The sequence below is a fragment of the Agrobacterium leguminum genome, from assembly GCF_005144435.2.
GTDB classification, from domain to species: Bacteria; Pseudomonadota; Alphaproteobacteria; order Rhizobiales; family Rhizobiaceae; genus Agrobacterium; species Agrobacterium leguminum.
In genome coordinates, this window is the sequence record NZ_CP120211.1 from 725,561 (window position 1) to 749,738 (window position 24,178).

Below are 24,178 nucleotides of genomic sequence, written 5' to 3' on the forward strand. Positions count from 1 at the left end.
TTGCGACTCCTGTCGTGATATCTCACGGGAGAATCATGTCGGAGACCGCAGCTTCGAGCCGTGCGGTCGTCTTTTTTTGGGAAGAAGAAAACATATGGTGCCACAACGGGTTATCATCGTTGAGGATGAATATCTGGTGGCGCTCGATGTCGAAGCGGTTCTCCAGTCCATGGGGGTGGAATCCGTCGCCATCGCCACCACGCTTGCGCAGGCGAGGCAGGCCGTCGAAGAGGACGGCGCCGATTGCGTGCTTCTCGATGTCAGCCTCACCGACGGCAAGAGCTACGATTTCGCGCGCGGGCTGCGCGATGCGGGCATTCCCTTCGGTTTCGTCAGCGGTTATGGCGACACGACGGGTTTTCCGGAAGATCTCATGCACGCCCCATTGCTCGGCAAACCCTTCGGGGAAAACGAAATTATCGATTTCGTTCTCAACCTCGTCGGCGCGGTCGACGATGCCGTAAAAGAATAACGTTTTGCCGCCAGATCGGGTATGATCGGACCTGAATCGAAATTCGGACGCGTTTCATGCAGTGGCAGGAAGAGGCAATCATTCTCGGCGTCAAACGCCATGGCGAGACGAGTGTCATCGCCGAGGTGATGACGCCTTCGCGTGGCCGCCATCTGGGGCTGGTGCGTTCCGGCCGTTCCCGCAGCATGCAGCCCGTGCTACAGGCGGGCAACCGGGTGGATGTCATCTGGCGGGCGCGCCTTCACGATCATCTGGGTGAATTCCGCATCGAGCCGCTGCAATTGCGCGCCGCGCAGCTTATGGAAACGGCGACCGCCGTTTATGGCGTACAGGCCATGGGCGCTCTGCTCAGGCTTCTGCCGGAGCGCGATCCGCACCCGCATCTCTATCAGGCGCTGGATATCATTCTCGACAATCTGCATGACCCCGTCGATGCAGGGGAGTTATTCGTGCGCTTCGAACTGGCGGTGCTGAACGAACTCGGTTTCGGGCTCGATCTTACCGAATGTGCGGCGACGGGGCTGCGCACCGACCTCATCTATGTATCGCCGAAAACGGGCAGGGCGGTTTGCCGCACGGCAGGTGCGCCCTATGCGGAGCGGATGCTGTCGCTTCCGGCTTTCTTGAGCGAAGGCCAGTCGAAGGCCGCCGATCCTGACAGTCTTGCGGCTGCTTTCCGCCTCACCGCTCATTTCCTCAATCGGCATGTCTACGATCCGCGTGGCCTCAACGAAAACGCCGCCCGCGACGGTTTTGTGCAGGCGGCGCTGAAGGCGCTTGAGCGCAGGGCAACGGAGGGCAGGGCGATGCCGCCCGCCCTCGATAAGGCTGTCTGACTAGGCCATTGCAGGCCGCGGAGCCGGTCGCTCCTGAATGGGCCAATGCACGATGGCTGCGAAAATCCCCATGCCGACGCCCAGCCACCAGACGAGATCATAGGAACCCAGCCTGTCGTAAAGGAAGCCGCCGAGCCAGACGCCGAGGAACGAGCCGATCTGGTGCGACAGGAACACGACGCCGCCGAGCATGCCGAGATGGCGCGTGCCGAACATGATCGCCACCAGCGCATTGGTCGGCGGCACGGTGGAAAGCCAGAGAATGCCCATCACGGCGGCGAAAATGATGACCGAAAGCGGCGATTGCGGCAGAAGCAGGAAAGCGGTGACGGCAACCGAACGGGCGAGATAAATATAGGCCAGCAGATAGGGCTTCGAATAACGCTGGGCGATGACGCCGGCGGCAAGCGACCCGATGATGTTGAAGAAGCCGATCAGCGCCATGGCGATGACGGCGTAGCGCGGTTCAATGCCGATATCGCCGAGATAGGCCGGGAAATGCGCGGTGATGAAGGCCACCTGAAAACCGCAGACGAAAAAGCCCGTGGTCAAAAGCAGGTAGCTTTTATGGCCGAGCGCTTCCTTCAGCGCCTCGCCCGCTGTCTGCTGGAACTGCGCCTGCGACTGGCTGCCGGAAGAGGAATTGCCGCGCATCGGAAAGGCGAGCAGCGGCACGAGCATCATCATCGCGGCAAGCCAGACGAGGCTATCCGACCAGCCATAGGTGGAAATCAGGCCCTGGCTGATCGGCGCGAACAGGAACATGCCGGCCGAGCCCGCCGCGGTGCCGATGCCGAAGGCGAGCGAGCGCTGCTGCGGCGTGACATGGCGCGCAAAGGCCGAAAGGATGACGCTGAAGGAGCCGGCGGCAATGCCGAGCCCGACCAGCACGCCGCCGCCGAAATGCAGCCAGAAGGGCGAGGTGCCGAAGGACATGCAGATGAGGCCGGCGGCATAAAGCAGGCCGGAAAGCACGAGCACGCGGCCCGTGCCGTATTTATCGGCGATGGCGCCGAAGAAGGGCTGGCCGAGCCCCCAGAAGAGGTTCTGCAGGGCCATGGCGAGACCGAAGGTGGAGCGGTCCCAGCCGGTATCGGCGAGCATCGGCAGCTGGAAAAAGCCCATGGCCGAACGGGGGCCGAAGGTCATGACCGCAATCAGCGACCCGGCGGCGATAATCAGCCAGGGCATGGTCTGGCGTGTGGCTTGCGACATGAATATTCCCCCATCGCGGCGCCTCGTCCCAAAAAAAGAGAGACATGGCTTGCCGCGGATTCCGCTACGGTGAGATGAATATTATCTTTTGTCAGCCGGTCCCACTAGCGACTTTTCTTGACGGCCACTATTCATGGGATTGATGGAATACCCTCGCATGCCGGCCACCGGAGAGACGACGATGAAACAGAATATCTACGACGATCCCGGGTTTTTCGAGCGTTACAGCGCCATGCCGCGCTCCGTGGAAGGTCTGCGTCAGGCCGGCGAGTGGCATGAATTGCGCACCATGCTGCCGGACCTGAAAGGCACGGAGTTTCTCGATCTCGGCTGTGGTTTCGGCTGGCATTGTCGTTATGCCGCAGAGCAGGGGGCGGCCCATATCGTTGGCGTCGATCTGTCGGAGAATATGCTGCGCCGCGCCGCCGAGATAAATGGCGGGCCCGGCATCGAATACCGTCGCGCCGCTATCGAAGACATCGATTTTCCGCAGGAAAGTTTCGATGTGGTGCTGAGTTCTCTCGCCCTGCATTACGTCCGCGATCTCGACATGGCATTCGAAAAGATTTTCGCCGTGCTGAAATCCGGCGGCGATTTCATCTTTTCCATCGAACATCCCGTTTTCACGGCGCTGGAAAAACAGGACTGGTTTTATGGCGAGGATGGCGAAATCCTGCACTGGCCGCTCGATAATTATCAAAGCGAGGGCGTGCGCCATTCCAACTGGATGGCGGACGATGTGGTCAAATATCACCGCACGGTGTCAGGCATTCTCAACGGTCTCCTGGCCGCCGGATTCGTTTTGAAGCGGCTGGCGGAACCGAGGCCGGATCCCGCTTTGATGGCCGAGCGGCCGGGACTCAGGCACGAAGATCGCCGCCCGATTTTCCTGATCGTCGGGGCGCGCAAGCCGTGAGGCGATGAACCCTCCGTGTACTCATTCCTGTGACGAGCACAGGAATGAGGGAGAGAGGTGCGCCAGCCTATGAAACTTTTCGCCGTGGGCTGTGGGTTCGGTTTGACCGAACCAGTAGCTTACCGACGCTTGATCGCCCAGCCCTCCGGCCTTTCCTCGATCACCTTCGCCACATCGCCAACCGACAGCCTGCCTTCGCCGCGCGGCGTCACGTTCCAGCCGAACAGCGGGCCGGGCACGCGCCGGTCGCCGGACATGCGGATACGGCCCATGGCTTTCATGGGGGAGGGCACATCGCGGGAGCCGGTCGTCTGGTCCTGCGTGGTCATGATGCAGCGGGCGCAGGGTTTGACGAGATCGAAGCGAATGCCGCCGATCTCGATGGCCGCCCAGCGGTCCTCGGCCCATGGCTCGTCCGTATCAAGCACGATATTGGGCCGGAAGCGCTCCATGCCGACCGCGTCCTCACCATTGGCGCGCATATTGTCGTTCAGCGCGGCAAGCGAGGCGGTGGTGGTGACGAGGATCTGGTAACCGTCCGCAAAGGTGACGGGCGTTTCGTTGCCGGTCCATTCGAGGCTCGCAATGCGTTTCGAGGCGTCGTCGAAGAACACCAGCTTCACCTCGCGCCCCAGCCATGCCGAGAGCGTGTCGTTGGTCTCGTCATCGGCTATGTTGGCGCTGACGATCGATTTCCACACCGCCACATCCATGCGCTCCCCGGAAGGCCTTGCGAGAACCTCGCCATTCGCTTCCCGCGAAAGCACCATGCCGCCATCTTCATGACGGGCCAGAACCGTGGCGATGGCCGGCAATTCGCGCTGGGTGATGAAATGGCCGGTAGGGTCGATGAGCATGGCGCGACGGTCGCCCGGCAGGCCTTCCGCCGAAACAGTGCTTTCGGAGAGGGGAATGCCGCGCGCGCTTTTCAGCGGATAGATGTTGAGTTCGGTCACACGCATCTCGGGTCTCCTCAAATCTCGTCGAGAAACAGGTCCAGCACCTGTTTCAGCCGCTCATGGCGGGCCTTGGCCATCTGCCGGCCTGTCTCGGTGAGAAAGCCGTCGGCCAGCTTGAACAACTTGGTTTCGAAATGGTCGATGGCAAAGGCGCGGTCGTCAAGCGGCCGCTCCTTCGCCAGCGGGTCGGCCGGGTCGTAAAGAGCCGAGCCCATGCGCCCGGCAATATAAAAGCAGCGCGCCGCCCCCACCATACCGATGGCGTCCAGCCGGTCGGCGTCCTGAAGGATTTTTGCCTCCAGCGTCTGCGGCTCGATATTGGCGGAAAAGCTGTGGGTGGTGATGGCATGGGCGGCGGCGTCGATATCCTGCCGTCGCCAGCCGAGAGACTCGAGAATGCCAGATGCCTTTTCCGCCGCCAGCCGTGAGGCCTGCGCGCGGAGCGGAGAGTTCTTTTCCACCGCCACGCAATCATGCAACAGCACGCTGGCGGCCAGCACGGTGCCATCGCCGCCTTCGCCCGCATGGATGCGCATGGCGTTGCGGAAGACGCGGTGAATATGGGCAAGATCATGCGAGCCGTCGCCCGTATCGGCGGCGTGCGGTATCAAATCCTGCGCAAGCGCCGCATAGGGCGCGAAAGCCTCGGCCGCAATCATGCCTGCGGCTTCCGGGTGAGGATTTTCTGGTAGAACAGGCCGATGCCGATCAGCACCGCGCCGAGCCCGATGAAGGACAGCGCCCGAAGCACGCCTTCGAGATTGCTCATGTCGATCAGGAAGGCCTTGGCCACCGAGATCAGCACGAAGGCGGCCGATGCAAGACGCAGGCTGCGGGCATTAAAGCGCGAGCCGAGCACGAGCAGCAACACGCCGATCAGCAGCCAGACCACCGAATAGCTATAGGTCTCGCCCTGCAGGAAGCCCTTCCAGTCGGCAATGTTCTCGCCCTGCCAGAAGCGGCGCACCGAAAGCGTGGCCCAGGCAAAGCCGAGTGCGGCGCCAGCCACCGCCAGCATGCTGACATAGGGCGGCGGACGTTTTCCGCGCGCATAATAGGCAAGGCCGCCATAGGCGAGCGCCGGCAACAGGTAGCCGATCAGCAGCAGGTTGAGGAACGGGATGCTGCCGGTATTTTCGCCGGTGAAATAGGGGTTGAGCGTGAAGAAATGCATCGTCAGCACGTTGATGACGGCAATCACGCCGGCAATCATCGAGCCGTAACGGAAGACGGGGCTCGGGCTCTTCAGGTCCAGCGTCATCAAGACGCCCGAGAAGCCGATGGTCAGCAGCGTGTAGATCGACTGTTCGCCAAGCGTCGGCACGCTGTCATCCAGCGTGCCGCCATTCATCGCGTGGCGGATGAGGATGGCGACGGCGAGAAGCCCCATGACGCTGGCAATCGCCTGCAGGAAGTTCTTTGCCCTGACCCCCGGCCAGTCGCGCAGCAGCCATGCCGAGGCGACGGCCAGCAGTGCGGGAATGCCGTAACCCGGCAGAAGCGCGTTGAAGACCGGCGTGAGCCCAAGATTTTGCGGCCCGACAATGGTGGGTTCCCAGGCGATGCGGCCGAGAACGGCAACGCTTGCCACCGCCATCACCCAGGGCAGCACATCCCAGTTGCGGTAACGTGTCGCGAGCACATAAACGAAACCGATGACGGAGAGCAGCACGGTCGTTGCAAGCCCCTGCGTCAGCGTGTGCAGGCAAAGCGCGAAGGCGGCGAAGGAGCCGAGCACAAGGATGTTCAGCGGCTTGCGATAGGCCTCGTTGTTCTGCCGGTGCAGCCACTCGGCGCCGGCAAGCAACACCAGTCCAAGGCCGAGGCCATAGGCGGCGTGCAGCCAGTCACGGCCGAGATTGCCGTATTCGACAAAGCTTGCGGTTGCGAGCCAGACGGGGAAAAGTGCTGCGATACCGGCCCAGAGCTGGCCGAAATCCGCATCGTCAGCGCCCTTGCGTTTCAGGAAGGAGAAGGCGCAGAGCACGAAGACGGCTCCGAGGCCGAGCGCCATGGCGATTTCCGCCGTGTAGCCGACCGATACGGGCGGAAGGGACACGGACGTATCGTTGATAAGGCCGATAAAATCGATGCCCTGCCGCGACATCAGCGACACGGCAGCCTGCGCACCGAGCGCTGCGATGATGGCTGGCCAGACCGCATAGTGGCGGGCGGCGCCAAGCGCCGCAAGGGCGGCGATGAGCGCTGAAACGATGAGCGCCGGATGGGTATTGATACCGCCATCGGCAAAGAGGAAACCGATGGCCGGCAGGATCACGGCCATCGAGACGGTGAGATTGAGGGCGAGCGACGGGCGCAGCAGAAGCCGCAGGGCGCGGATGGCGCGCCGCTCGGGAGCGGCGGTTTCGCCGGTCTCTGCAGGCGGCGTGTCGAATGTCTTGCCCGGCCAGAGGAATATGGTTCCCGCCAGCATGACGAGCAGGGCAAGCGTTGGCGGTTCGGCGCTGATCGTTTCGGAAAAGCCGATATAGCCGAGCGCCCAGAGGCCGAGGCCGGCATTGGCGAGAGAGGGAACCACGGTCCAGCCCTGCCTGCGCGCCGCGGCCGCTGTTGCCAGCCAGGAGATGGTGAGGAACACGAAGAGCGCCCAGATATTCGGCGTTTCGGTGGAAATCAGCGCCGGCGTCAGCATCGAACCGAGAAGGCCGAGACCGGCCAGCGCCTGCCCGTGCAGCAGCGAAAGCCCGATGGTGGCGAAGGCGACGAGCCCAAGCAGGCCAAAAGCAATGCCGGGGCCGATATAGCCGTAAATGCCATAGGCGGCGTAGACGACGCCGAACAGCGTCAAGGCGCCGGCCGCCGTCAGCACGCCCGGTATCATGGCATTGGAATAGGTGGCGGCGATGCCCGGCACCGCCTTGCGGCGGACAGCCTCGCCTGCAAGTCCGAGGACGAGGCCGAAAATGGCGGCGAGCGACAGCCTGACCGCCGGGCTCAAGAGACCCGATTCGATCGAATATTTGACGAGGAAAATACCGCCGAGCGCCAGCGCCAGCCCGCCGGCCCAGACCGCCCAGCGTGCGCCGAGCAGGCTTTCGAAGCTTTCCTTCGTTGCCGGTGCGGATGCCGCCTCGCTCGCAGGAGCGGAAGGCGCTTCCTCGCGGACGGCGTCTTCCGCCTGCGCCATGGCGGCGGCTTCCTGCGGCTCGGAGGCGTATTCAGCCTGGGAGGCTGCATCTTCCGCAGGCGTCCTGCTTTCCTCTTCCGTCTCGAAATCCGGTTTTGCCGTGGATTCCGCGCTCTCCGCCTGCGCCGCCACAGGCGACGTCACGCCCACAGCCATCAGCCGCTTGAGACTGAGAACTTCCCGTTCCAGCGATTTGATTCGACTTGAATTGCGGATGCTCGCGACCAGCGTGTAGATGAAGGCCGCAACGAGGGCGAGGATAAACAGCGGGATTTCCAAACGGACTCTCCAATTACGAAGCTGTTTTTAAAGCCCTTTTGGTGAATTTATGCAAGGCCCGGTTGATGACGGATGCGCCTGGCGAGGGAGTAAGCCGCTTGTTTCTTCTCCCCGCGGGAGAGAAGTCCGCGGCAGCGGGATGAGGGGGCAAGCTCTCAGTTTATCGCTGACGTCGCTCCCTCGTCCGACCCTTCGGGCCACCTTCTCCCCGACGGGGAGAAGAAATTGGCGGCACCGGCTCGGCTCATGCGCATCGCTCGAAAATCAGGAAGCAGCCGCCAGCCAGCGCCGCGCCGCTTCGATATCGGCAAGCCCGAGCTCGTGCCCATCCTCAACCGTTTCCATCTCGGCTCTTGCTCCGCTCGTCGCCAGCCGGCCCTGCAATTCGTGCGCCTTGTCGAGATATTTGTCGCGTTCTCCCGCCACAAGCAGGACATTGCGGCCGGAAAGATCGGTCTGCGGCCATGTTTCCAGAACCGGCATCGGGCGATAGAGCAGCGCGTCTCCGGCAAGTTCGGGATAAAGCGCGGCAAAGGCCGCGTAGAAATTTGCACCATTGGAATGGCCGATAAACCGCAGTTTCGAACGGTCGAGACCATAGGACCGTATCGCCCCCTCCACGAAGGCGGCGAAGGCTTCCGCTTCTGCGACGATATCCTTCTGGTCGAAGCTGAAATCGGGATTGCGGCGGAACCAGCGGGCGATGTCTTCTTCCGTGCTGCGGCCGCGCACGCCGAGAAGGGTGGCGCGCGGCGCTGCCCGGTGCGCCAGCGGCATCAGGCTCGTTTCGCTGCCGCCGGAACCGTGCAGCAGGATGATGGTGCTGCCGTCAGGCTCCTCGGGCGTATAGAAACGGTGCACGAAGGGCAGGTCGCGATAGACGATGCGCTCTTCGCCCGGCATCGCGAATTGCGGCAGGGCGACACGCACATCCGCCTCGTCCTTCATGAAGAGCGGCGGGATGAACAGTTGTTCCCCGAGCGATTCCAACGGTTCGTCCACGGTCATGCCCGGCCCGTCGGTTGCCATTTCGATCAGCACGCCGCCCGGTTCGCGGACGTAGAGCGAGTGGAAATATTTGCGGTCATGGGCGTTGGTGGTGCTGGAATTCAGCGATTTCAGCCCCGTATGAACCGCGTTCAGCTCATCCATGTCCTTCGCCCGGAAGGCGATATGATCGACGGTGCCGGTGCCCGGCGCGCTGGACCAGAAGCCGGTTGCGTCGCGCACATCGATAATGTCGCCGCTTTCAGAAACGAGCCGGCGGATTGCGCCTGCCTGGCTTTCCTGCCGGTAACCGAAATGTTTCTCCAGAAACGCCACGGTTTCTTCCGGCACTTCGCTCAGCACCGTCGCGCCATAGATTCGGCGAATGGCGTCCTCGGCGGAAATATCGTCCGTCACATGCGGCGTGGCATCGGCAAAGGCGTGGGTGCCGACCAGCTTGACGATCAGGCCGTCAGGATCCTTCAGCCGGATGACCGGAGCGCCGAACTCATCGGAGGGGCCTTCCGCCCGGATGCCGAATTTCAGCGCCCGCGTCAGCCAGAAGCCGATGGCGGCGGGATCGATGGCCACGGAAATCTCCAGCGTCTGGCCATAGCCGACACGGCCCTGGCCGCCATCTTCCCAGACGAGAAAGGTGAGAAGCGAGCCGGGCGAGGCGATATCGTCGCCATAAAGCAGGTGAAGCTGCATGGCGTCTTCGAAACCGGCCGTGCGCTTGGCCAGCCTCAGGCCCAGAAAGCCGGCGTAAAAATCCACATTCGCCTGCACCTTCCGGGTAATCATGGTGATGTGGTGTATGCCCAGTGCAGAATTCATCTTGCTGTCCCGCTGTTTCGCCTGCTGTTCGTGGCCCTATTTGTCGCACGCTGCCCCTGATCCGCAACCCCGGCAAATGAGAACGCTGTGTTCTCTGCGTGAACGATCCCGCTTTCGCTTCGTTGCATGCGCTATGGGCAAAATGCCGGCTTTTTGCCTGCCTTGTGCGCGTTTGTGCATATAAAATAAGCATACAAAATAACGGCTATTTTGTATGCAATTTTATCTTGCCTTGAGGGCTGGAATTGGGTCTTATGCAACCAATCCAACAAAACCATCAGGGGGAATAGATGATTTTAACGCGCAGGTTGTTGACCAGGGCTCTGGCCATTGCTGCCATCGGTGTAACCGCTGGTTTTTCGCTGCCGGTCGTCGAGGCGCGGGCCGAAACGCCGGTGAAATTCACGCTCGACTGGAAGTTCGAAGGCCCCGCCGCCGGTTTCCTGCTGGCGCTCGACAAGGGTTACTTTAAGGTTGAAGGCCTCGATGTCACCATCGATAGCGGCAACGGCTCGGTGGAAGCCATTCCGCGCGTGGCGACCGGCGCCTACCAGATGGGTTTCGGCGACATCAACTCGGTGATGAAGTTCCTCGACGAGGATCCGAGCCAGAAGATCAAGGCCGTTTATATGGTCTATGAGCGCCCGACTTTTGCCGTGGTGGGTCGCAAGTCGCTCGGTGTCACCGGCGATCCGAAGTCGCTGGAAGGCAAGAAGCTCGGCGCACCGCCGCCGGATGGCGCCTTTGCGCAATGGCCCGCTTTCAAGCAGGTCGCAGGTCTCGATGACAGCAAGATCAAGATCGAATCGATCGGTTTTCCGGTGCGTGAACCGATGCTCGCCAAGGGCGATGTCGACGCCGTTTTCGGCTTTGCCTTTTCGGTGATCCTCAACCTCAAGAAACAGGGCATCGCCGATGACGATATCTCGACCATCCTGATGGCCGAGCACGGCTTGAATCTCTATGGCAATGCGGTGCTGGTGAACACTGATTTCGCAGAGAAAAACCCGGATGCCGTGAAGGGCTTCCTGAAAGCGCTGGCCAAGGGCTTCGCCGATTCCGTCAAGAACCCCGAAGAGGGCGTGGCGGCCGTGCTCAAGCGCAACGAGACGCTCGACAGCGCCATCGAGCTTGAACGCCTCAACATGGCCAACAGCATGAATATCAAGACGCCCTATGTGGTGGAAAACGGCATGGGCGGCGTCGATCCGGCCCGGCTTTCCGCCTCCATCGAGACGTTGAAGGTTTCCCTCGGCCTGAAGGGCAACGTCAAGGCGGAGCAGGTGTTCGACGCGACCTATCTGCCGGCCAAGGAAGAGCGCATGCTTCCGTAATGGACGGAGTTGAGCGGGTGCGGCATGCTTCTTCTCCCCGGCGGGGAGAAGTCCGCGGCAGCGGGATGAGGGGGCAAGCTCTCGGTCTATCGCTGGCGCTGCCCCCTCATCCGACCCTTCGGGCCACCTTCTCCCCGGCGGGGAGAAGAAACAAGCCGCAACGCTGCAGGGTTCAGCCGCCCGATCTGCAACTTAAAACAGGAACAGCAATGTCACATCTCGTGGAAATAGACAGTGTGGACATGCGCTATGGCGGCTCCGCCGGCACGCTGGCCGTATCCGGCCTGAACCTGACGGTCGACAAGGGCGAATTCGCGGCCGTGGTCGGACCCTCCGGCTGCGGCAAGTCGACCCTGATGAAGCTGGTGACGGGACTGCACATTCCACAGAAGGGCAATGTCATCGTTGCCGGGCGGCAGGTCACGGAGCCGGTTTCCATCGTCGGCATGGCGTTTCAGAACCCGACGATGCTGCCCTGGCGCACCACGCTTGAAAACATCCTGCTGCCGCTGGAGATCGTCGAGAAACATCGCCGGCGCCTGCGCGCCCACAAGGCTGAATATGTCGCGAAAGCCGAGCGTCTTCTGGAAATCGTCGGCCTGAAGGGGTTCGGTTCGAAGTATCCGTGGCAGCTTTCCGGCGGCATGCAGCAGCGCGCCAATCTTTGCCGGGCCTTGATCCACGAGCCGGAGCTACTGATGCTGGACGAGCCTTTCGGCGCGCTCGATGCCTTCACCCGCGAGGAATTATGGTGCGTCATCCGCGACCTGCACGCCGCGCAGCGGGTCACCATCATCCTCGTGACCCATGATCTGCGCGAGGCGACATTTCTGGCCGACAAGATTTTCGTGATGAGCGCAAGGCCGGGCCGGGTGCTGGCGGAACACCGCGTGCCGTTTGCCCGCCCGCGCCAGCTCGATATCATGTATGACAAGGGTTTCAACGACATGGTGCAGGAACTGCATGGCGAAATCGCGCAGGCGAGGGTGGCGGCATGAGCGCGATCATGGAAGGCACCGTTGCGGCCGAGCCGCGCAAGCCGCTGATTGCCCGCGTCAACTGGGTGAAAGCCGCCCCCTGGCTTTATACGCTGGCGCTTTTCGTGTTGTGGGAACTGTTGGTCTACGCGCTGAAAATGCCGCCCACCATTCTGCCTTCACCGGTAAGGGTCGGACAGGCCATCGTGCAATATTGGTCGCCGATCTGGAAGAATTCGCTGCAGACGCTTTATACCACGACGCTGGGTTTCGCCATTGCGGTGGCCGCCGGTCTCGCTATCGGCCTGTTCATCGGCTGGTCCAAAACCATCTATGCCGGGCTCTATCCGCTGATGATCGGCTTCAACGCCATCCCGAAAGTGGCACTGGTGCCAATTCTCGTCATCTGGTTCGGCATCGGCACGGTTCCCGCCGTGTTGACCGCCTTCCTGATCTCTTTCTTCCCCATCGTCGTCAACGTCGCGACCGGGCTTGCCACCATAGAGCCGGAAACGGAGGATGTGCTGCGGGCGCTTGGCGCAAAGAAGATGGACATCATGCTGAAGGTCGGCATTCCGCGCTCCATGCCCTATTTCTTCGGCTCGCTGAAAATCGCCATCACGCTCGCCTTCGTCGGCTCGGTCGTGTCGGAAACCGTCGCCTCCAATTACGGCCTCGGCAACATGATGAGTTCGGCGCAAAGCCAGTTCAATGTGCCGCTCGTCTTTGCCGGCCTGCTGATGCTCGCGGTGGAAGGCATCGTCATGTATGCGATCATGGCCTGGCTTGAAAAGCGCATGACCGGCTGGGCGCATCGCTCCACTATGGGGCAGTAATTGAGGCCGCCTGGATGCGGCCTCTCTTTGCCAGCGATTCGGTTAAAACAGCCTCAGTGAGCGGAGATTCCGACGCTGCGCGAATGGCGTAGTCATTGTTATTTCATTGTATAATATAACTTTTTACGGCTCGAAAATATTTTTGCCTGATAAAGCAAATCACGATATTGTGTAGTGGTTCGCCTTTATCGCGTGACGCGGACATGTCCCCCCCCTGAACTAATCAGCTTTGAAAAATCCGTTGACGGGAGACCTGTATGACCAGCGTTTCATCGCTTGGCGCTTACCAATATAGCGCGAAGAATTATAGCAGCCTTGACAGGAATGGTGACGGCATCGTGAGTGCCGACGAAATCCAGGCGTCCGCCAAGTCGGGAAACGGCATTTCCTCGCTGGGGTCAGATCAGGAGGACAGCGGCGCTGCAGGCGGTGCGGCGACGAACCAGCTGCTCACGATGCTCGTGAACATGATCATGAATCTTTCGAGTGGCCAATCATCCGGATCGTCGGATTCATCCGGTGGAAATTCGCCGGGCAGCGCGGATCGGCTTGCTGAGCTGGATACGGATGGCGACGGCTCCCTGTCCGCGAGCGAGTTTCTTGCCGGACGCCCTGAGGATGTCAGCGAGGATATGGCGACGAACCTGTTCACGCAGCTCGATACCGATGGCGATGGTGTTGTCAGCGGCGAGGAGTTTTCCGCAATGGCGCCGCCCAAGGGTCCGCGGCCGGGTTCCGCCGGTGGGCCTGATGCTCGAGACAGCGCGGATATGCTTGCTGACCTGGATACGGACGGCGACGGCTCCCTCTCCGTAAGCGAGTTCCTTGCTGGACGCCCAGAGGATGTCAGCGAGGACATGGCGACGAACCTGTTCACGCAGCTCGATACTGATGGCGATGGTGTTGTCAGCAGTGACGAATTGTCTGCCATGACGCCGCCCAAAGGTCCGCCGCCGCCGGATATTTCGGCTGGTCGGACTGGCGAGGATGATCAATCGACAGAGAGTGTAACAGCTATCGAAGACCTTCTGTCGCGTCTGGAAGAGATCGCCAAGGCCTATATGGCTTTTAATACGGATGAAGCGGCAACTCAGTCCATTACGGCCTGATGTTGCATTGGAAAAGGGTTGGCTGAGACCGATCCAGAGCCTGCAAGAGCCTCGCATCCGGCTCTTGCAGTGGCGTTTCTTGCCGAGGTGCGCAGACGTGGCCTCTGGCTGAATGCGATCGCCCTGCGCAATGGCAGGGCGTCTTTTTCGCATCCGGGCGCTCTCAATGCGCCGCCATTTCTTCCACGATATCGCCGCCGTCCATCAGGAACGGGTAGTAGGTCGGCCAATTGGTCACTTCGTCCAGCAGCGCCTTGCGGTCGTTGCCCCAGTAGAGATGGTAATGGCCCGCCTTGACCGGGGCGATGGAGTGGTCGCTGAACTGGATGAATTGCGGTGCGGCCTCATCGCCGCCGGTTTTCTTGAAGATGTAGCGGACACCGCGATTGCCCTTCTTGTAGGTCAGGATTTCATGGCCATCGCTGACATAGGTGCCTTCAGCGGGTTTGCCGTCCTTATAAAACGCCACGCTGTCGCTCTTGATGACGATGCGGTTCACATCGGTCTTGTAACCGATTTCGTAATAGGCGCGGTACTCCGCCGCCGTCTTGTCGCCATGCGCTGCCTTTTCGGCCATGACGGAATCGAGCGAGCCGTTCAGCAGGTAGGGATAGACCGACTGCCAGTCGCCTTCCCAGTCGGAAAGCGTGCGCGTCTTCACCTGCGCATCCTCGAAATAACCCTTGTAGATCTGCTTTTCAGCCTCGGTCATCTGGTGGCCGTGATCGTGCCCATGGTCGTGGCTGTGGGCAGCGGATTTGTCGCCACCGGCAGCCATTGCCGCGGTCGCCGCCAGCAGCAGGGAACCAAGTGCGACGGCGCCGGTGACGCGGGTGAGTATCTTCTGCATTGTTTCGGGCCTCTCATATCGATAAAGATAGTTACGTAATAACATTACGTATCGACCTATAGAGGCCGCATTCGCGGGATGCAAGTGCGCGCTCCAACGTGGTGCAACGAAAAAGCGCGATGGCTGTTGCAGCCACCGCGCTTGAAAAGAGGGGAGACGTGAGGTCTCAGGCCGGCTGGGCGCTCACTTGCGCCTTGCGCTCGTCGAAGGCGAGTTTCATGGCTTTCGTCACATCGCGGGTCGTCGCGAAATAAGTGTCGCTGCGCACCCAGTAGCGCAATTTGACGGTGGCGCTGTCGGCGCTGACCGAATCGACGAAGGTGACGGGGGCGGGGTCCAGCAAAACCCGGCTCTCCGAACGCACGACTTTCATCAACATATCCTGTGCGGCCGCCAGATCCTCGTCATTCTTGACCGTCAGGCTGAGTTCGTGACGGCGCGAGGGAAAGCGGCTGTAATTGGTGATCGGCACGTTCCAGAGCGTGGAGTTGGGTGCGAGACGGTAAAGTCCGTCGCTGGTCTTCAGCTCAGTCGCAAACAGCCCGATCTCGATCACCGTACCGCTGACCGTGCTGGTCTCGATATATTCGCCGACCCGGAAGGGGCGCAGCACCAGAAGCATGATACCGGCGGCAATATTCTGCAGCGTGCCCTGCAACGCAAGGCCGATGGCCAGACCGGCGGCGCCAAGGGCGGCGAGGATGGAGGCGGTCTGCACCCCGAACTGGCCAAGCACCATGACCAGCACCAGAATGAGAACCACATAGCGGATGGCGCCGGCGAAGAAACCGGCGAGTGTGGCATCGAAGCCGCGAATGCGCGACAGGCCCTGAAAAGCCCAGCGTTGCAGGAAGGTGGCGGCCAGCCAGCCGATGATCAGCAGCAGAAGCGCACCGACGACCGAGAAGGAATATTGCACCGCAAGCGCGCTTGCCTGCTGCAACGCCGCCTGCGATGCGACGATGATATCCGTTGCCTGTTGTTCCATGAATTATCCTGTGATTTTCATTGCTCTTCAGGGTTGGTAACGGCTGGACGCCGTGGGGGTTCCGCCAAAACGGCCTCAGTTGCAAAGCGGCAGCACGAAAGGCACGTTACCATCCGTATCCGCGCCCCTGCCGATTTTTTTGATCGCCGCCACCAGCCGGCCATCGCGACCGAGCAGACGGTCGCCGATGGCGATGATGCGGGCATTGGGCGTGGCATAGGGCGAGACGGCGCGCAGGCGCATCGCAAGTTCCATCTCGTCCTGGTCCGAATAAAGGCTGAGCGCGGCGATGACGGCGGCGGCGGGTGAGCGGGAAACGCCCATCCAGCAATGGATGAGCAGCGGCGCGGACTGGTCCCATTCGCGGGCGAAATCGATCAGTTTCAGCACATGGGCATCGTCTGGCGCGATGAGATCGGCGGTGCCCTTGAATGCGATGTCGTTCATGGCAAGCGTCAGATGCCGGTCTACGGCAATGACGGCGGGACGGTGAAAGGACTGCTCTTTGGCGATCAGCGTCACCATTTCGCGGGCCTTGTGTTTGACGGCCATCTCCGCGATCCGCGACAGCGGCGATACGACAATGGCCGTCATGTCGCACTCCCCGTCTTGACCGCACGCATCGCCTCGATCGCCTCGAAACGTTCGATGAACTGCTTTTGCGCTTCGGTTGAGGGCAGGGGCGTGATGTCGAACATGTCGCGGGTAATGCCGCGCGGCAGGCCGAAGAACTTCTGCGCCTCTGCGGTGGAAAAACCGGCAAGCTCCGTCGCCTCGAAAAAGGCGGCGACCGTATCGGCCTTCTTGATGCGGTCCTTCAATTCGCGCGATGCATGCGGCGGCAGGCCGAAACGCAGATGCACGGCGGCTTCCAGCCGTTTTTCCACGGTCTTGTAACCGCCGCCGACCACGGATTTGAACGGCGAGATCATGTCGCCAATGACATATTCCGGTGCATCGTGCAGAAGCGCCATCTGCATGTCATCAGGTGTCGCGCTTGTGCACATGCGGCAGAAGATGGTCTCGACGATGAGGCAATGCTGGGCGACGGAAAAGGCGTGGTCGCCGCGCGTCTGGCCGTTCCAGCGGGCGACGCGGGCAAGGCCATGGGCGATATCGGCGATTTCCACATCGAGCGGCGAAGGATCGAGCAGATCGAGCCGCCGGCCGGACAGCATGCGCTGCCAGGCGCGCGGGCTTTTTGCAGCAGCCACTCTCAGTCCTCCGCCCGCGCCGCCGGATCGGCCGCCGGGAAGGAAAGGCCGCTCCAGGCGGGCAGGGCCACGGTTACGGGAACAGTCTCCGCCAGAAGCGGCGTGCCGGATGCGAGCGCATCGGCAATGCGGTCGATCCGAACGATGGCAAGCGCCCTGTTGCCGGAAACGGTTCCGAGCGTGCCGACCGGTTTTCCATCGGCGGTAATCTCCGTCCCGCTGGCGGCAAGCGCGCCTTCGGCCGAAACGGTGACGACGCGGCGTCTTGCCGTGCCGCGATGTTTCATGCGCGAGACGACTTCCTGACCGACAAAGCAGCCCTTCCTGAAGGAAACGCCGTCATTCACATCCATCAGCACATCATGCGGAAAAGCATCCTGCAGCGCATAATCCCGACCGGATTCGGCAATACCATGCTCGATACGGAGCGCATCATAGGCCGCGATGTCGCCGGATGCGGACGCGCCCGGTATACGGTAAAGATCGATGCCAGCCTTGCCGAAACGACCATCCCGAATGCCTGCCGTCGGCGCAGTCTCGTTCCAGAAAACGCTCACGCCTTCGACCGTCTCGGCTTTGAGCTCGACCGGTGCGCGCAGCTTGTACATGGTCAGGCGGCGCAGCAGCGCGTCCTGTTCGGCGACGCCCGTTTCGATCAGATAATCCCCGCCATCGCGCCAGATCAGGAAATCGAACAGGATCTTGCCCTGCGGCGTCAGAAGGGCTGCGGCCCGTGCTTCGCCTTCCGGCAGGTTTTCAACATCTGCGGTGATGAGGTTGTTCAGAAATTCCTCGGCGCCGGTGCCGGAAACCCGGATCAGGCGGCGGTCGGCAAGAAGGGCGGAAGGCATGGCGTCACCGTTCGGTTCGTCGAGACTCTGTGATCTCCGGCAAAAAGCAGATGCGTTTTGCCGGAATGCTCATTCCGCACAGTTAGGATTTTTGCCAGAGAACGGCAAGCACCGCGATGCGATCAATCGCCGGCGGTGAAGAACTTCCACTTGCCATCGGGCGAAATGCCGACCCGGTAGAAGCTGTAATTGCCATATTCCTGCATGTCGGCCAGATCGCCCGCCGTGATGATGCGCAGAAGCTCCACCTTTTCCGGCGCAGTCAGCGTATTCAGCGGCTTTCCGGCGAAATAAGGGAAAACATAGGCTTCGTCAGGCGTGCCGGCATCGATATGGGCATAACCGGTCGATAGCAGGTCGATGATGATCGCCAGCACTTCCAGCCCGTCAGGATCGCCGGAATAGCTTTTCAGCGCCGCAATCGGGTCTTCGCCGTCATTGCCGTCGATGCGGAATTCTTTCTGGCCGGCGGCGATGAAGGGCCGCAGCTTTTCGATATCGCCGGAGGCGGCGGCATCGATGATCTGCTGGCGCAGCTTGCGCACGGGTTCCGGCGCCTTGGAAATGTCGTGCTCGATCACCACGGACATTTCCGGCGTGTTGTCGGGCTTGGAGGATTGCTGGTTCGACTGGCTGGCGGAACGGTCCACCAGAGGGTCGGGCAGGGGAATGCCTTCCGAATCGCCTTCGATCTCGTCCGGCTCCGAAGGCTGGGCCTGCTGCGGCTCACCGCCATTCTCAGCCTTCGGCTCGCTTTCGGTGTTCTGCGCCGGCTTCAGCTCGGAAAGGGCAAAGGCGCGGCCTGGCATGCCAATCGGCCCGGCGGTCAGGGCAAGCAGGATGGACAGCAGGGCGGAAGAGCGCAAAAGCCCCTTGCTCAGGCAAGACATGATAGACCCCGGCTTTACTGTATTACCCGCTGCGGCGAAAATTCGCCCTGAAGCATGCGCTGGCGCAGCGATTCCAGCATTGCTTCAGCGCCGGCCTCGCCATGGATACGGATGGTTTCGCGCATGGCCAGAGCGATGGCGGCATCGGCGATGATCTCCGGCTCGATGCCGTCGGCCATGCCGTCAGCCCATGCCTCGTTCTGGTGTTCCAGAGCGACCTGCATCTTTTCATGCACGATCATATCGTCGATTTCGTTACGGCTTGTCTGCATCTTTCATCCTCGACAGGGCGGGCAAGTCCTTACCACCCTGTTAACAACACTAGCAGCCTTTTATCAAAACGGCACGGCCTGCGGCGAAAAGAGGTTAATAATCCTCTAATTTCCGAACCGGGACGCGATTTCCTGCGCGAGTGTTGCCCCTTCGTTACGGTAGTTCTCTTCTGCCATGATGGCGGCGCGTGTGCAACTGGTGTGGATGGCCGCAAAGGAGCGGTATCCACGGTTGAATGCAGCCGTCATGCGCTGACGTCGTTCAGGTTCGTTGGCCGTGTCCGCAGCCAGAAGATCGCTCATCGATCTGCGCCAGTCCTCCGGTCCGGAAGAAGGGCACAGGGTTCTGAGATATTGCACCGCGCCCAGTATCTCCGACAGCCGTGCGAGCTTGTCGTCATAAGGGGCGGGCTTGGGCGGCGCGGCTTCCGCCGGACGCACCTCGGAACCGGGTTTTGAAGGCTGCGCATAAGCGATGCCCTGCTGCCCGGCGGTGGCAAGCATTGTCAGAAAAAGAGACAGGAAGATGGTTGGCCGTATCAAAATTCTATTCTGCCCCACACATACTCGTGAACTATTGGCTCGTGAACTGTTGGCTCGCGACCATCCGGCGGGCGGATCAGCCCTAGATAATAGCGATTCTGGCTGGCTGGCAATCATGCAAGCAGGCGTTCGGCGCATTCGACGACGCTTTCCGGCGCCGGCAGAAGGCGGATTTCCGCCAATGTGTACCAGCCCGCATCCGCCGCATCGTCGCCGACAGTCACGAGCGGATCGGCATCGGTCTCCACGGTGAAGACCGACAGGAAATAATGGCTCGTCAGCACACCTTCAGCGTCGCGGGAGGGAAGATCGTATGTCGCGAAAAGCTGCGGCCTGCGCGCCACGATGCCGGTTTCCTCATGCAATTCGCGCAGCGCCGTTTCGGCCGGCGTTTCGCCGTCTTCGCCGCGACCGCCCGGAAAGGCGAACATGTCCTTGGAGGGCGGGTTGATGCGGCGCACGAGAAGCAGCCGGTCGCCGTTCCTGACAATGGCGGAGGAGGCGGGGCGGGGCTTGATACGGAGGGTCATGAATGGTTTCGCTTGTTTCGGCCGTTGCCGGCCTGTGTATAGTGGTACGTGGCTCGGAAAAATCGATTCCGGTTTCCGTGCCGGTGCTTATAGTCCGGAACTGGCGCGATTGTGCATGTTAAAGACGGTGGAATGAAGGTCTATCTTATCTATGTTCTGGCGGCTCTTGCCGAAATTGCCGGCTGCTTTTCCTTCTGGGCCTGGCTGAAACTCGGCAAGACCGGGTGGATATTGCTGCCCGGCATGGTGGCGCTGGCCGCTTTCGCATGGCTTCTGACGCTGGTTCCGACAGAGGCGGCGGGCAGGGCCTATGCCGCCTATGGCGGGATTTACATTGCTGCTTCGCTCTTCTGGCTCTGGGGCGTGGAAGGCCATGCGCCGGACCGGTGGGATATTGCCGGCGGCGCCGTCTGCCTTGCCGGCACCGCCATCATCCTGTTCGGGCCAAGGGCCTAGAAGATTTCCGGTGAACAATGCTCAAGGAGAAGGCCATGTGCGGACGTTTCGTGCTGAAGGCGACGCCGGAAGAGATCGCCGATTATCTCGATCTGATCGGCCTTGAGGATTTTCCCGCCCGTTTCAACATCGCGCCGACGCAGCCCATTCTGGTCGTGATGGAGGGCGAACGACAGGAGCGCGGCAGCAACCTGCCCAATCGCCGGGCCGTGCTGGTCCGCTGGGGTTTTCTGCCCGGCTGGGTGAAGGATCCGAAGGATTTTCCGCTGCTCATCAATGCGCGGTCGGAAACCGCCATCGGCAAGGCCTCCTTCCGCGCCGCCATGCGCCATCGCCGCGTCCTCGTTCCCGCCACCGGCTTTTACGAATGGCGACGCCCGCCGAAGGAGGAGGGCGGCAAACCGCAGCCCTATTTCATTCGCCCGAAAAGCGGCGGCATCGTCGCCTTCGCCGGTCTCATGGAAACCTGGTCTTCCGCCGATGGCTCGGAGGTCGATACCGGCGCGATCCTCACCACCGCCGCCAATGCCGCGATCGGCCGTATTCACGACCGCATGCCTGTTGTCATCGCGCCCGAGGATTTCACCCGCTGGCTGGATTGCAAGACCCAGGAGCCGCGCGAGGTCGCCGATCTGATGCGGCCGGTTCAGGATGATTTTTTCGAGATGATTCCGGTATCGGACAAGGTCAACAAGGTCGCGAATGTCGGCGCGGATCTCATCGAGCCGGTGCCGGAAAGCGCGCCGCTGGCGAAGATCAAGCCGGCGAAGGACGAAGGGCAGATGTCGCTGTTTTGACCGCACCCGAGAGAATCAGCCGTTCCGCCCGATCTTCTGCAGGCCTTCCTGGATCATGATGTCGGAATAAACGCGGTTGCGGCCATTCGCCTTGGCGAGATAGAGCAGCTGGTCCGCCGCATTCAACTGGTTGTCGAAGGGTTCGCCCTTTTCGATCTCCACGACGCCGAGCGAAATCGTCAGGGCGAGGCTGCTGCCGCTCAGCTGCCGGCCGTTCTTTTCCACCTGTCCGCGCAGCTCCTCGCAGAACTGATAGGCGGCGCGCGCATCCAGCCCGCGCAGAAACACGGCAAACTCCTCGCCGCCGAGGCGGGCGGGAATGTGGCGTTGCTCGCCGCACATGTCATGCAGCAGTTCTGCCAGTTTTTTCAGCGCCCTGTCGCCGGCATCGTGGCCCAGCGTGTCGTTGATCTTCTTGAAATGGTCGATGTCGAGAATGGCGACGGCGCCGCTCTCGTCATTGCCGTTGATGACATCCATCAGCGCCCGCGTGCGCTCGAAGAAGGAGCGGCGGTTCGGCAGGCCGGTAAGGTGGTCGCGTTCGGCCAGTTCGCGCAGGCGTTTGAGCTGCTTCAACGTCTCGATATTGTTATCGATACGGCACTGCAATTCTTCCGGCACGAAGGGGCGGTAGACGAAATCCGAGGCGCCAGCCTTCAGGAAGCTTGCCGAAAGCAACCGGTCTGTGGAGGACGATATGCCGATCACCCGCAAATCTTCGGATGAGCGGCTGTCGCAGATGCGGCGCGTCAACTCATAACCGTCCATGTCAGGCATATGATAATCGGTGATGACGAGCTGGATCGTCGGGTTCTGCGACAGGATTTCCAGCGCCTGCTTGCCGGAGTGGGCCTCGCTGACCCTGAAATTTTGCCGCTCCAGAATTTCCACGAGGCCGGACCGTGCCGCGCGCACATCATCGACCACAAGAACGGAGAAGAGCTTGTTGTTCAAAATCCGCTGGACGGTTCTGACGACCGCATCGACGGTGCGATGGCCGTCCTTGACGATGTAATCGATGATCTTCTTTTCGGCGTAGCGCTTGCGCGCCTCCTCATCCACCGTGGCGGTGAAAACGATCGCCGGCACCTTGCGCTCGGATAGAAGTGCGAGAATTTCGCCCTTCGGCGCATCGGGCAGGTTGAGACCCGTCAGCGCCAGCGTGAAATTATGGGCCTGCATGAGAGTATCGGCCGCGGCCATGCTGTCGCAATGGACGACCTCGGCTTCCGTTTCTTCCGAAAGCCGCGTCTTCAGCAGCATGGAAAGAGCAACGGAATCTTCAATCAGAAGGATTTTATCCTGCATGGCCGTCCCAAGCCCCCCTGGCCTGTCTTCACAATCTTCCCTCAACGCCGAATATTCGTCATCCGCGTGTCTGCGGATTCGAAAGCCGGCTTATGCATTGTTGTGGAAAAAAATGCGGAATAGAAAAGTTCTTTTGTATTCACTAATCTATACGTCGGTGTTCGTATAGCCTTCTTGTGGAAGGCGAGCTTTTTACTACACTTTCGTTGCAGCTTCGTTACAGAAGGCTGCCGATTTTATGAATGACTGACGCTCTGCAGTTTAGCGGCAGTGCTTGAAACAAAAACGGCGCCCGGAAAAGGCGCCGCGTGATTGACGATTTTCCGTTGGGAACGTTCCGTTTTCCGGGCAGTCCGCAAAATTCGAAAAATCAAAAAATCGAATATTTTCAGGCGGTTTTGGCGGCAGGCTTGCGCTTCAGCATCAGGGCTGCGGCCGCAACGGCCTTCAGTCCGAGCGGGCGGTAGTGGCTGTTGAGGTCGGGCTTCGCCTGCGGCTGCGCCTTCGTCTCGTTCGTCATTTCTCTCTCTCCACAATTCACGCCAATCGCCGTTGCGATGCGTGTGAGCCACTTCTTTCGCGGCTAATCTTGACGGATTCGAGGCGAAGAAAAACGAAGCCGGCTTTTCAGGCTGCGACATTTTGCGTCACATCCTGCGCCGGCTTGTGCGAGAAAAAATAAACCTGCGGTTTTAAATGCCGCGATCGAGGCCGTTGCCGCCATTGGCGTCGTCATGCACGTCTTCCTCGATGGTCAGCGTGCCGTAGCGGCGGTGCCAGAGGCGGGCGCTGATGGGAATGAAGACGAGATAGGCGGCAACCGTCAGAACCAGCACTTCCCAGGTGAAGCTCATCAGCATCGCCACATAGAGCACGACGACGAGGATCATCGGCAGCACCAGATCGCGGCGGATGCGGCTGGTGCCCGATTTCCCCGACCAGACCGGCAGGCGGCTGATGAGGAGATAACCGATCAGCACCGTATAGGCGGCGGCGACATAGGCGAAGGGCTTGTCCGGCTCGACGCCGAGGAAGCCGAGATAAACCGGCAGCAGCACCAGCATGGCGCCCATCGGGGCGGGAACGCCCACGAAGAACTCATTCTGCCAGGGCGCCTTCACCGGCCGCTCGATCATGACGTTGAAACGCGCCAGACGCAGGCCGGCGGCAATGACGTAAATGAGGGCGGCGATCCAGCCGATGGAGCGTGCCTGGTCGAGAAGGTAGGCATAGACCACCAGAGCAGGGGCGACACCGAAATTGACGATATCGGCCAGAGAATCCATCTGCTCTCCGAATTTGGATGTCGCTTTCATCATGCGGGCGACGCGCCCGTCTATGCCGTCGAGGAAGGCGGCCAGCAGCACCATGCCGACGGCCAGCTCGAAGCGGCCCTCGATGGCGAGACGCACGCCGCTCAGACCCGCACAGATGGCCAGAACGGTGATGAGATTGGGAACGACGAGGCGAAAGGGAATTTCCCTCAGCCGCGGTCCACGGCCGCTGTCGCTGCGGCCCTCTGGTTTGCCGTTCTGTTGCGGCTCGGCGATCGGCGTTTCCATGCGCATGCCCTT

Annotated in this window: 26 protein-coding genes; 9 read left to right on the forward strand and 17 right to left on the reverse strand. The window is 61.1% G+C overall.

The features are described 5' to 3' along the window. Positions 1-94 precede the first annotated feature (94 nt). Complete coding sequence (locus CFBP4996_RS03570; protein WP_035262668.1) at positions 95-472, forward strand: response regulator; 378 nt, start codon at positions 95-97, stop codon at positions 470-472. A gap of 56 nt (positions 473-528) precedes the next feature. Next, positions 529-1,308 (forward strand): DNA repair protein RecO, encoded by a 780-nt coding sequence (recO, locus tag CFBP4996_RS03575; RefSeq protein WP_003521134.1) that lies wholly within the window; start codon positions 529-531, stop codon positions 1,306-1,308. Here the strand turns inward: recO and CFBP4996_RS03580 are convergent, their stop codons facing one another. Further along, positions 1,309-2,523 (reverse strand): MFS transporter, encoded by a 1,215-nt coding sequence (locus CFBP4996_RS03580; protein WP_162934057.1) that lies wholly within the window; start codon positions 2,521-2,523, stop codon positions 1,309-1,311. Between the two features lie 181 nt (positions 2,524-2,704). On the opposite strand from CFBP4996_RS03580, the gene CFBP4996_RS03585 reads away from it, so the two are divergent. Further along, positions 2,705-3,439 (forward strand): class I SAM-dependent methyltransferase, encoded by a 735-nt coding sequence (locus CFBP4996_RS03585; protein WP_080853202.1) that lies wholly within the window; start codon positions 2,705-2,707, stop codon positions 3,437-3,439. A gap of 119 nt (positions 3,440-3,558) precedes the next feature. On the opposite strand, the gene CFBP4996_RS03590 is transcribed toward CFBP4996_RS03585, so the two are convergent. The 4 genes from CFBP4996_RS03590 to CFBP4996_RS03605 all read right to left on the reverse strand — a co-directional run bounded on the left by CFBP4996_RS03590 (position 3,559) and on the right by CFBP4996_RS03605 (position 9,649). Then, positions 3,559-4,401: an MOSC domain-containing protein gene (locus CFBP4996_RS03590; RefSeq protein ID WP_080852395.1), complete on the reverse strand. Its 843-nt coding sequence runs from the start codon at positions 4,399-4,401 to the stop codon at positions 3,559-3,561. Between the two features lie 11 nt (positions 4,402-4,412). Then, positions 4,413-5,057, reverse strand: a complete 645-nt coding sequence (locus tag CFBP4996_RS03595; protein ID WP_080852393.1) for an HD domain-containing protein — start codon at positions 5,055-5,057, stop codon at positions 4,413-4,415. Further along, a complete protein-coding gene (locus tag CFBP4996_RS03600; RefSeq protein ID WP_170988559.1) occupies positions 5,054-7,825 on the reverse strand; it encodes a DUF2339 domain-containing protein in 2,772 nt (923 codons plus the stop codon). Before CFBP4996_RS03600 ends, CFBP4996_RS03595 begins: the two co-directional genes overlap by 4 nt. A gap of 264 nt (positions 7,826-8,089) precedes the next feature. After that, positions 8,090-9,649, reverse strand: coding sequence for a VOC family protein (locus tag CFBP4996_RS03605; protein ID WP_080852391.1), 1,560 nt, complete (start codon positions 9,647-9,649; stop codon positions 8,090-8,092). Between the two features lie 290 nt (positions 9,650-9,939). On the opposite strand from CFBP4996_RS03605, the gene CFBP4996_RS03610 reads away from it, so the two are divergent. The 4 genes from CFBP4996_RS03610 to xopAW all read left to right on the forward strand — a co-directional run bounded on the left by CFBP4996_RS03610 (position 9,940) and on the right by xopAW (position 13,905). After that, on the forward strand, positions 9,940-10,983 hold the full coding sequence (locus CFBP4996_RS03610; RefSeq protein ID WP_080852390.1) for an ABC transporter substrate-binding protein: 1,044 nt from the start codon (positions 9,940-9,942) through the stop codon (positions 10,981-10,983). A 209-nt stretch (positions 10,984-11,192) separates the two neighbouring features. Further along, on the forward strand, positions 11,193-11,981 hold the full coding sequence (locus tag CFBP4996_RS03615) for an ABC transporter ATP-binding protein (protein ID WP_003520663.1): 789 nt from the start codon (positions 11,193-11,195) through the stop codon (positions 11,979-11,981). Next, the gene (locus CFBP4996_RS03620) at positions 11,978-12,796 is read left to right on the forward strand and encodes an ABC transporter permease (protein ID WP_003520664.1); all 819 of its coding nucleotides are present in this window, start codon (positions 11,978-11,980) and stop codon (positions 12,794-12,796) included. Before CFBP4996_RS03615 ends, CFBP4996_RS03620 begins: the two co-directional genes overlap by 4 nt. Before the next feature lie 338 nt (positions 12,797-13,134). Next, complete coding sequence (xopAW, locus tag CFBP4996_RS03625; RefSeq protein WP_279511034.1) at positions 13,135-13,905, forward strand: XopAW family type III secretion system calcium-binding effector; 771 nt, start codon at positions 13,135-13,137, stop codon at positions 13,903-13,905. A gap of 163 nt (positions 13,906-14,068) precedes the next feature. Here the strand turns inward: xopAW and CFBP4996_RS03630 are convergent, their stop codons facing one another. The 9 genes from CFBP4996_RS03630 to CFBP4996_RS03670 form a co-directional block, all read right to left on the reverse strand. Next, complete coding sequence (locus CFBP4996_RS03630) at positions 14,069-14,755, reverse strand: metal-binding protein ZinT (RefSeq protein WP_003520665.1); 687 nt, start codon at positions 14,753-14,755, stop codon at positions 14,069-14,071. 166 nt (positions 14,756-14,921) lie between these two features. Then, positions 14,922-15,743, reverse strand: coding sequence for a mechanosensitive ion channel family protein (locus tag CFBP4996_RS03635; protein WP_035260750.1), 822 nt, complete (start codon positions 15,741-15,743; stop codon positions 14,922-14,924). A gap of 75 nt (positions 15,744-15,818) precedes the next feature. Then, positions 15,819-16,337, reverse strand: a complete 519-nt coding sequence (locus CFBP4996_RS03640; protein ID WP_080852385.1) for a tyrosine phosphatase family protein — start codon at positions 16,335-16,337, stop codon at positions 15,819-15,821. Then, complete coding sequence (locus tag CFBP4996_RS03645) at positions 16,334-16,957, reverse strand: YfbR-like 5'-deoxynucleotidase (RefSeq protein WP_162935892.1); 624 nt, start codon at positions 16,955-16,957, stop codon at positions 16,334-16,336. Before CFBP4996_RS03645 ends, CFBP4996_RS03640 begins: the two co-directional genes overlap by 4 nt. A gap of 2 nt (positions 16,958-16,959) precedes the next feature. Then, a complete protein-coding gene (gene ygfZ, locus CFBP4996_RS03650; protein WP_080852383.1) occupies positions 16,960-17,808 on the reverse strand; it encodes a CAF17-like 4Fe-4S cluster assembly/insertion protein YgfZ in 849 nt (282 codons plus the stop codon). A gap of 122 nt (positions 17,809-17,930) precedes the next feature. Next, positions 17,931-18,698: a hypothetical protein gene (locus CFBP4996_RS03655; protein ID WP_080852382.1), complete on the reverse strand. Its 768-nt coding sequence runs from the start codon at positions 18,696-18,698 to the stop codon at positions 17,931-17,933. Between the two features lie 14 nt (positions 18,699-18,712). After that, the gene (locus tag CFBP4996_RS03660) at positions 18,713-18,970 is read right to left on the reverse strand and encodes a hypothetical protein (RefSeq protein WP_003501987.1); all 258 of its coding nucleotides are present in this window, start codon (positions 18,968-18,970) and stop codon (positions 18,713-18,715) included. Positions 18,971-19,075: 105 nt separating this feature from the next. Next, complete coding sequence (locus CFBP4996_RS03665) at positions 19,076-19,513, reverse strand: TIGR02301 family protein (protein ID WP_080852380.1); 438 nt, start codon at positions 19,511-19,513, stop codon at positions 19,076-19,078. 113 nt (positions 19,514-19,626) lie between these two features. Further along, positions 19,627-20,043: an NUDIX hydrolase gene (locus CFBP4996_RS03670; protein ID WP_003520673.1), complete on the reverse strand. Its 417-nt coding sequence runs from the start codon at positions 20,041-20,043 to the stop codon at positions 19,627-19,629. Between the two features lie 132 nt (positions 20,044-20,175). On the opposite strand from CFBP4996_RS03670, the gene CFBP4996_RS03675 reads away from it, so the two are divergent. After that, positions 20,176-20,499, forward strand: coding sequence for a YnfA family protein (locus tag CFBP4996_RS03675; protein ID WP_031234127.1), 324 nt, complete (start codon positions 20,176-20,178; stop codon positions 20,497-20,499). 35 nt (positions 20,500-20,534) lie between these two features. Further along, positions 20,535-21,296, forward strand: coding sequence for an SOS response-associated peptidase (locus tag CFBP4996_RS03680; RefSeq protein ID WP_080852378.1), 762 nt, complete (start codon positions 20,535-20,537; stop codon positions 21,294-21,296). A 15-nt stretch (positions 21,297-21,311) separates the two neighbouring features. Here CFBP4996_RS03680 and CFBP4996_RS03685 read toward each other — a convergent pair whose 3' ends face one another. The 3 genes from CFBP4996_RS03685 to pssA all read right to left on the reverse strand — a co-directional run bounded on the left by CFBP4996_RS03685 (position 21,312) and on the right by pssA (position 24,166). Then, positions 21,312-22,604, reverse strand: coding sequence for a GGDEF domain-containing response regulator (locus tag CFBP4996_RS03685; RefSeq protein ID WP_059752370.1), 1,293 nt, complete (start codon positions 22,602-22,604; stop codon positions 21,312-21,314). Positions 22,605-22,992: 388 nt separating this feature from the next. Next, on the reverse strand, positions 22,993-23,124 hold the full coding sequence (locus CFBP4996_RS03690; protein WP_003496883.1) for a hypothetical protein: 132 nt from the start codon (positions 23,122-23,124) through the stop codon (positions 22,993-22,995). 172 nt (positions 23,125-23,296) lie between these two features. Next, positions 23,297-24,166 carry a CDP-diacylglycerol--serine O-phosphatidyltransferase gene (gene pssA / locus CFBP4996_RS03695; RefSeq protein ID WP_080853200.1) on the reverse strand — a complete coding sequence of 290 codons (870 nt, stop codon included), beginning with the start codon at positions 24,164-24,166 and terminating at the stop codon, positions 23,297-23,299. Positions 24,167-24,178: the final 12 nt, after the last annotated feature.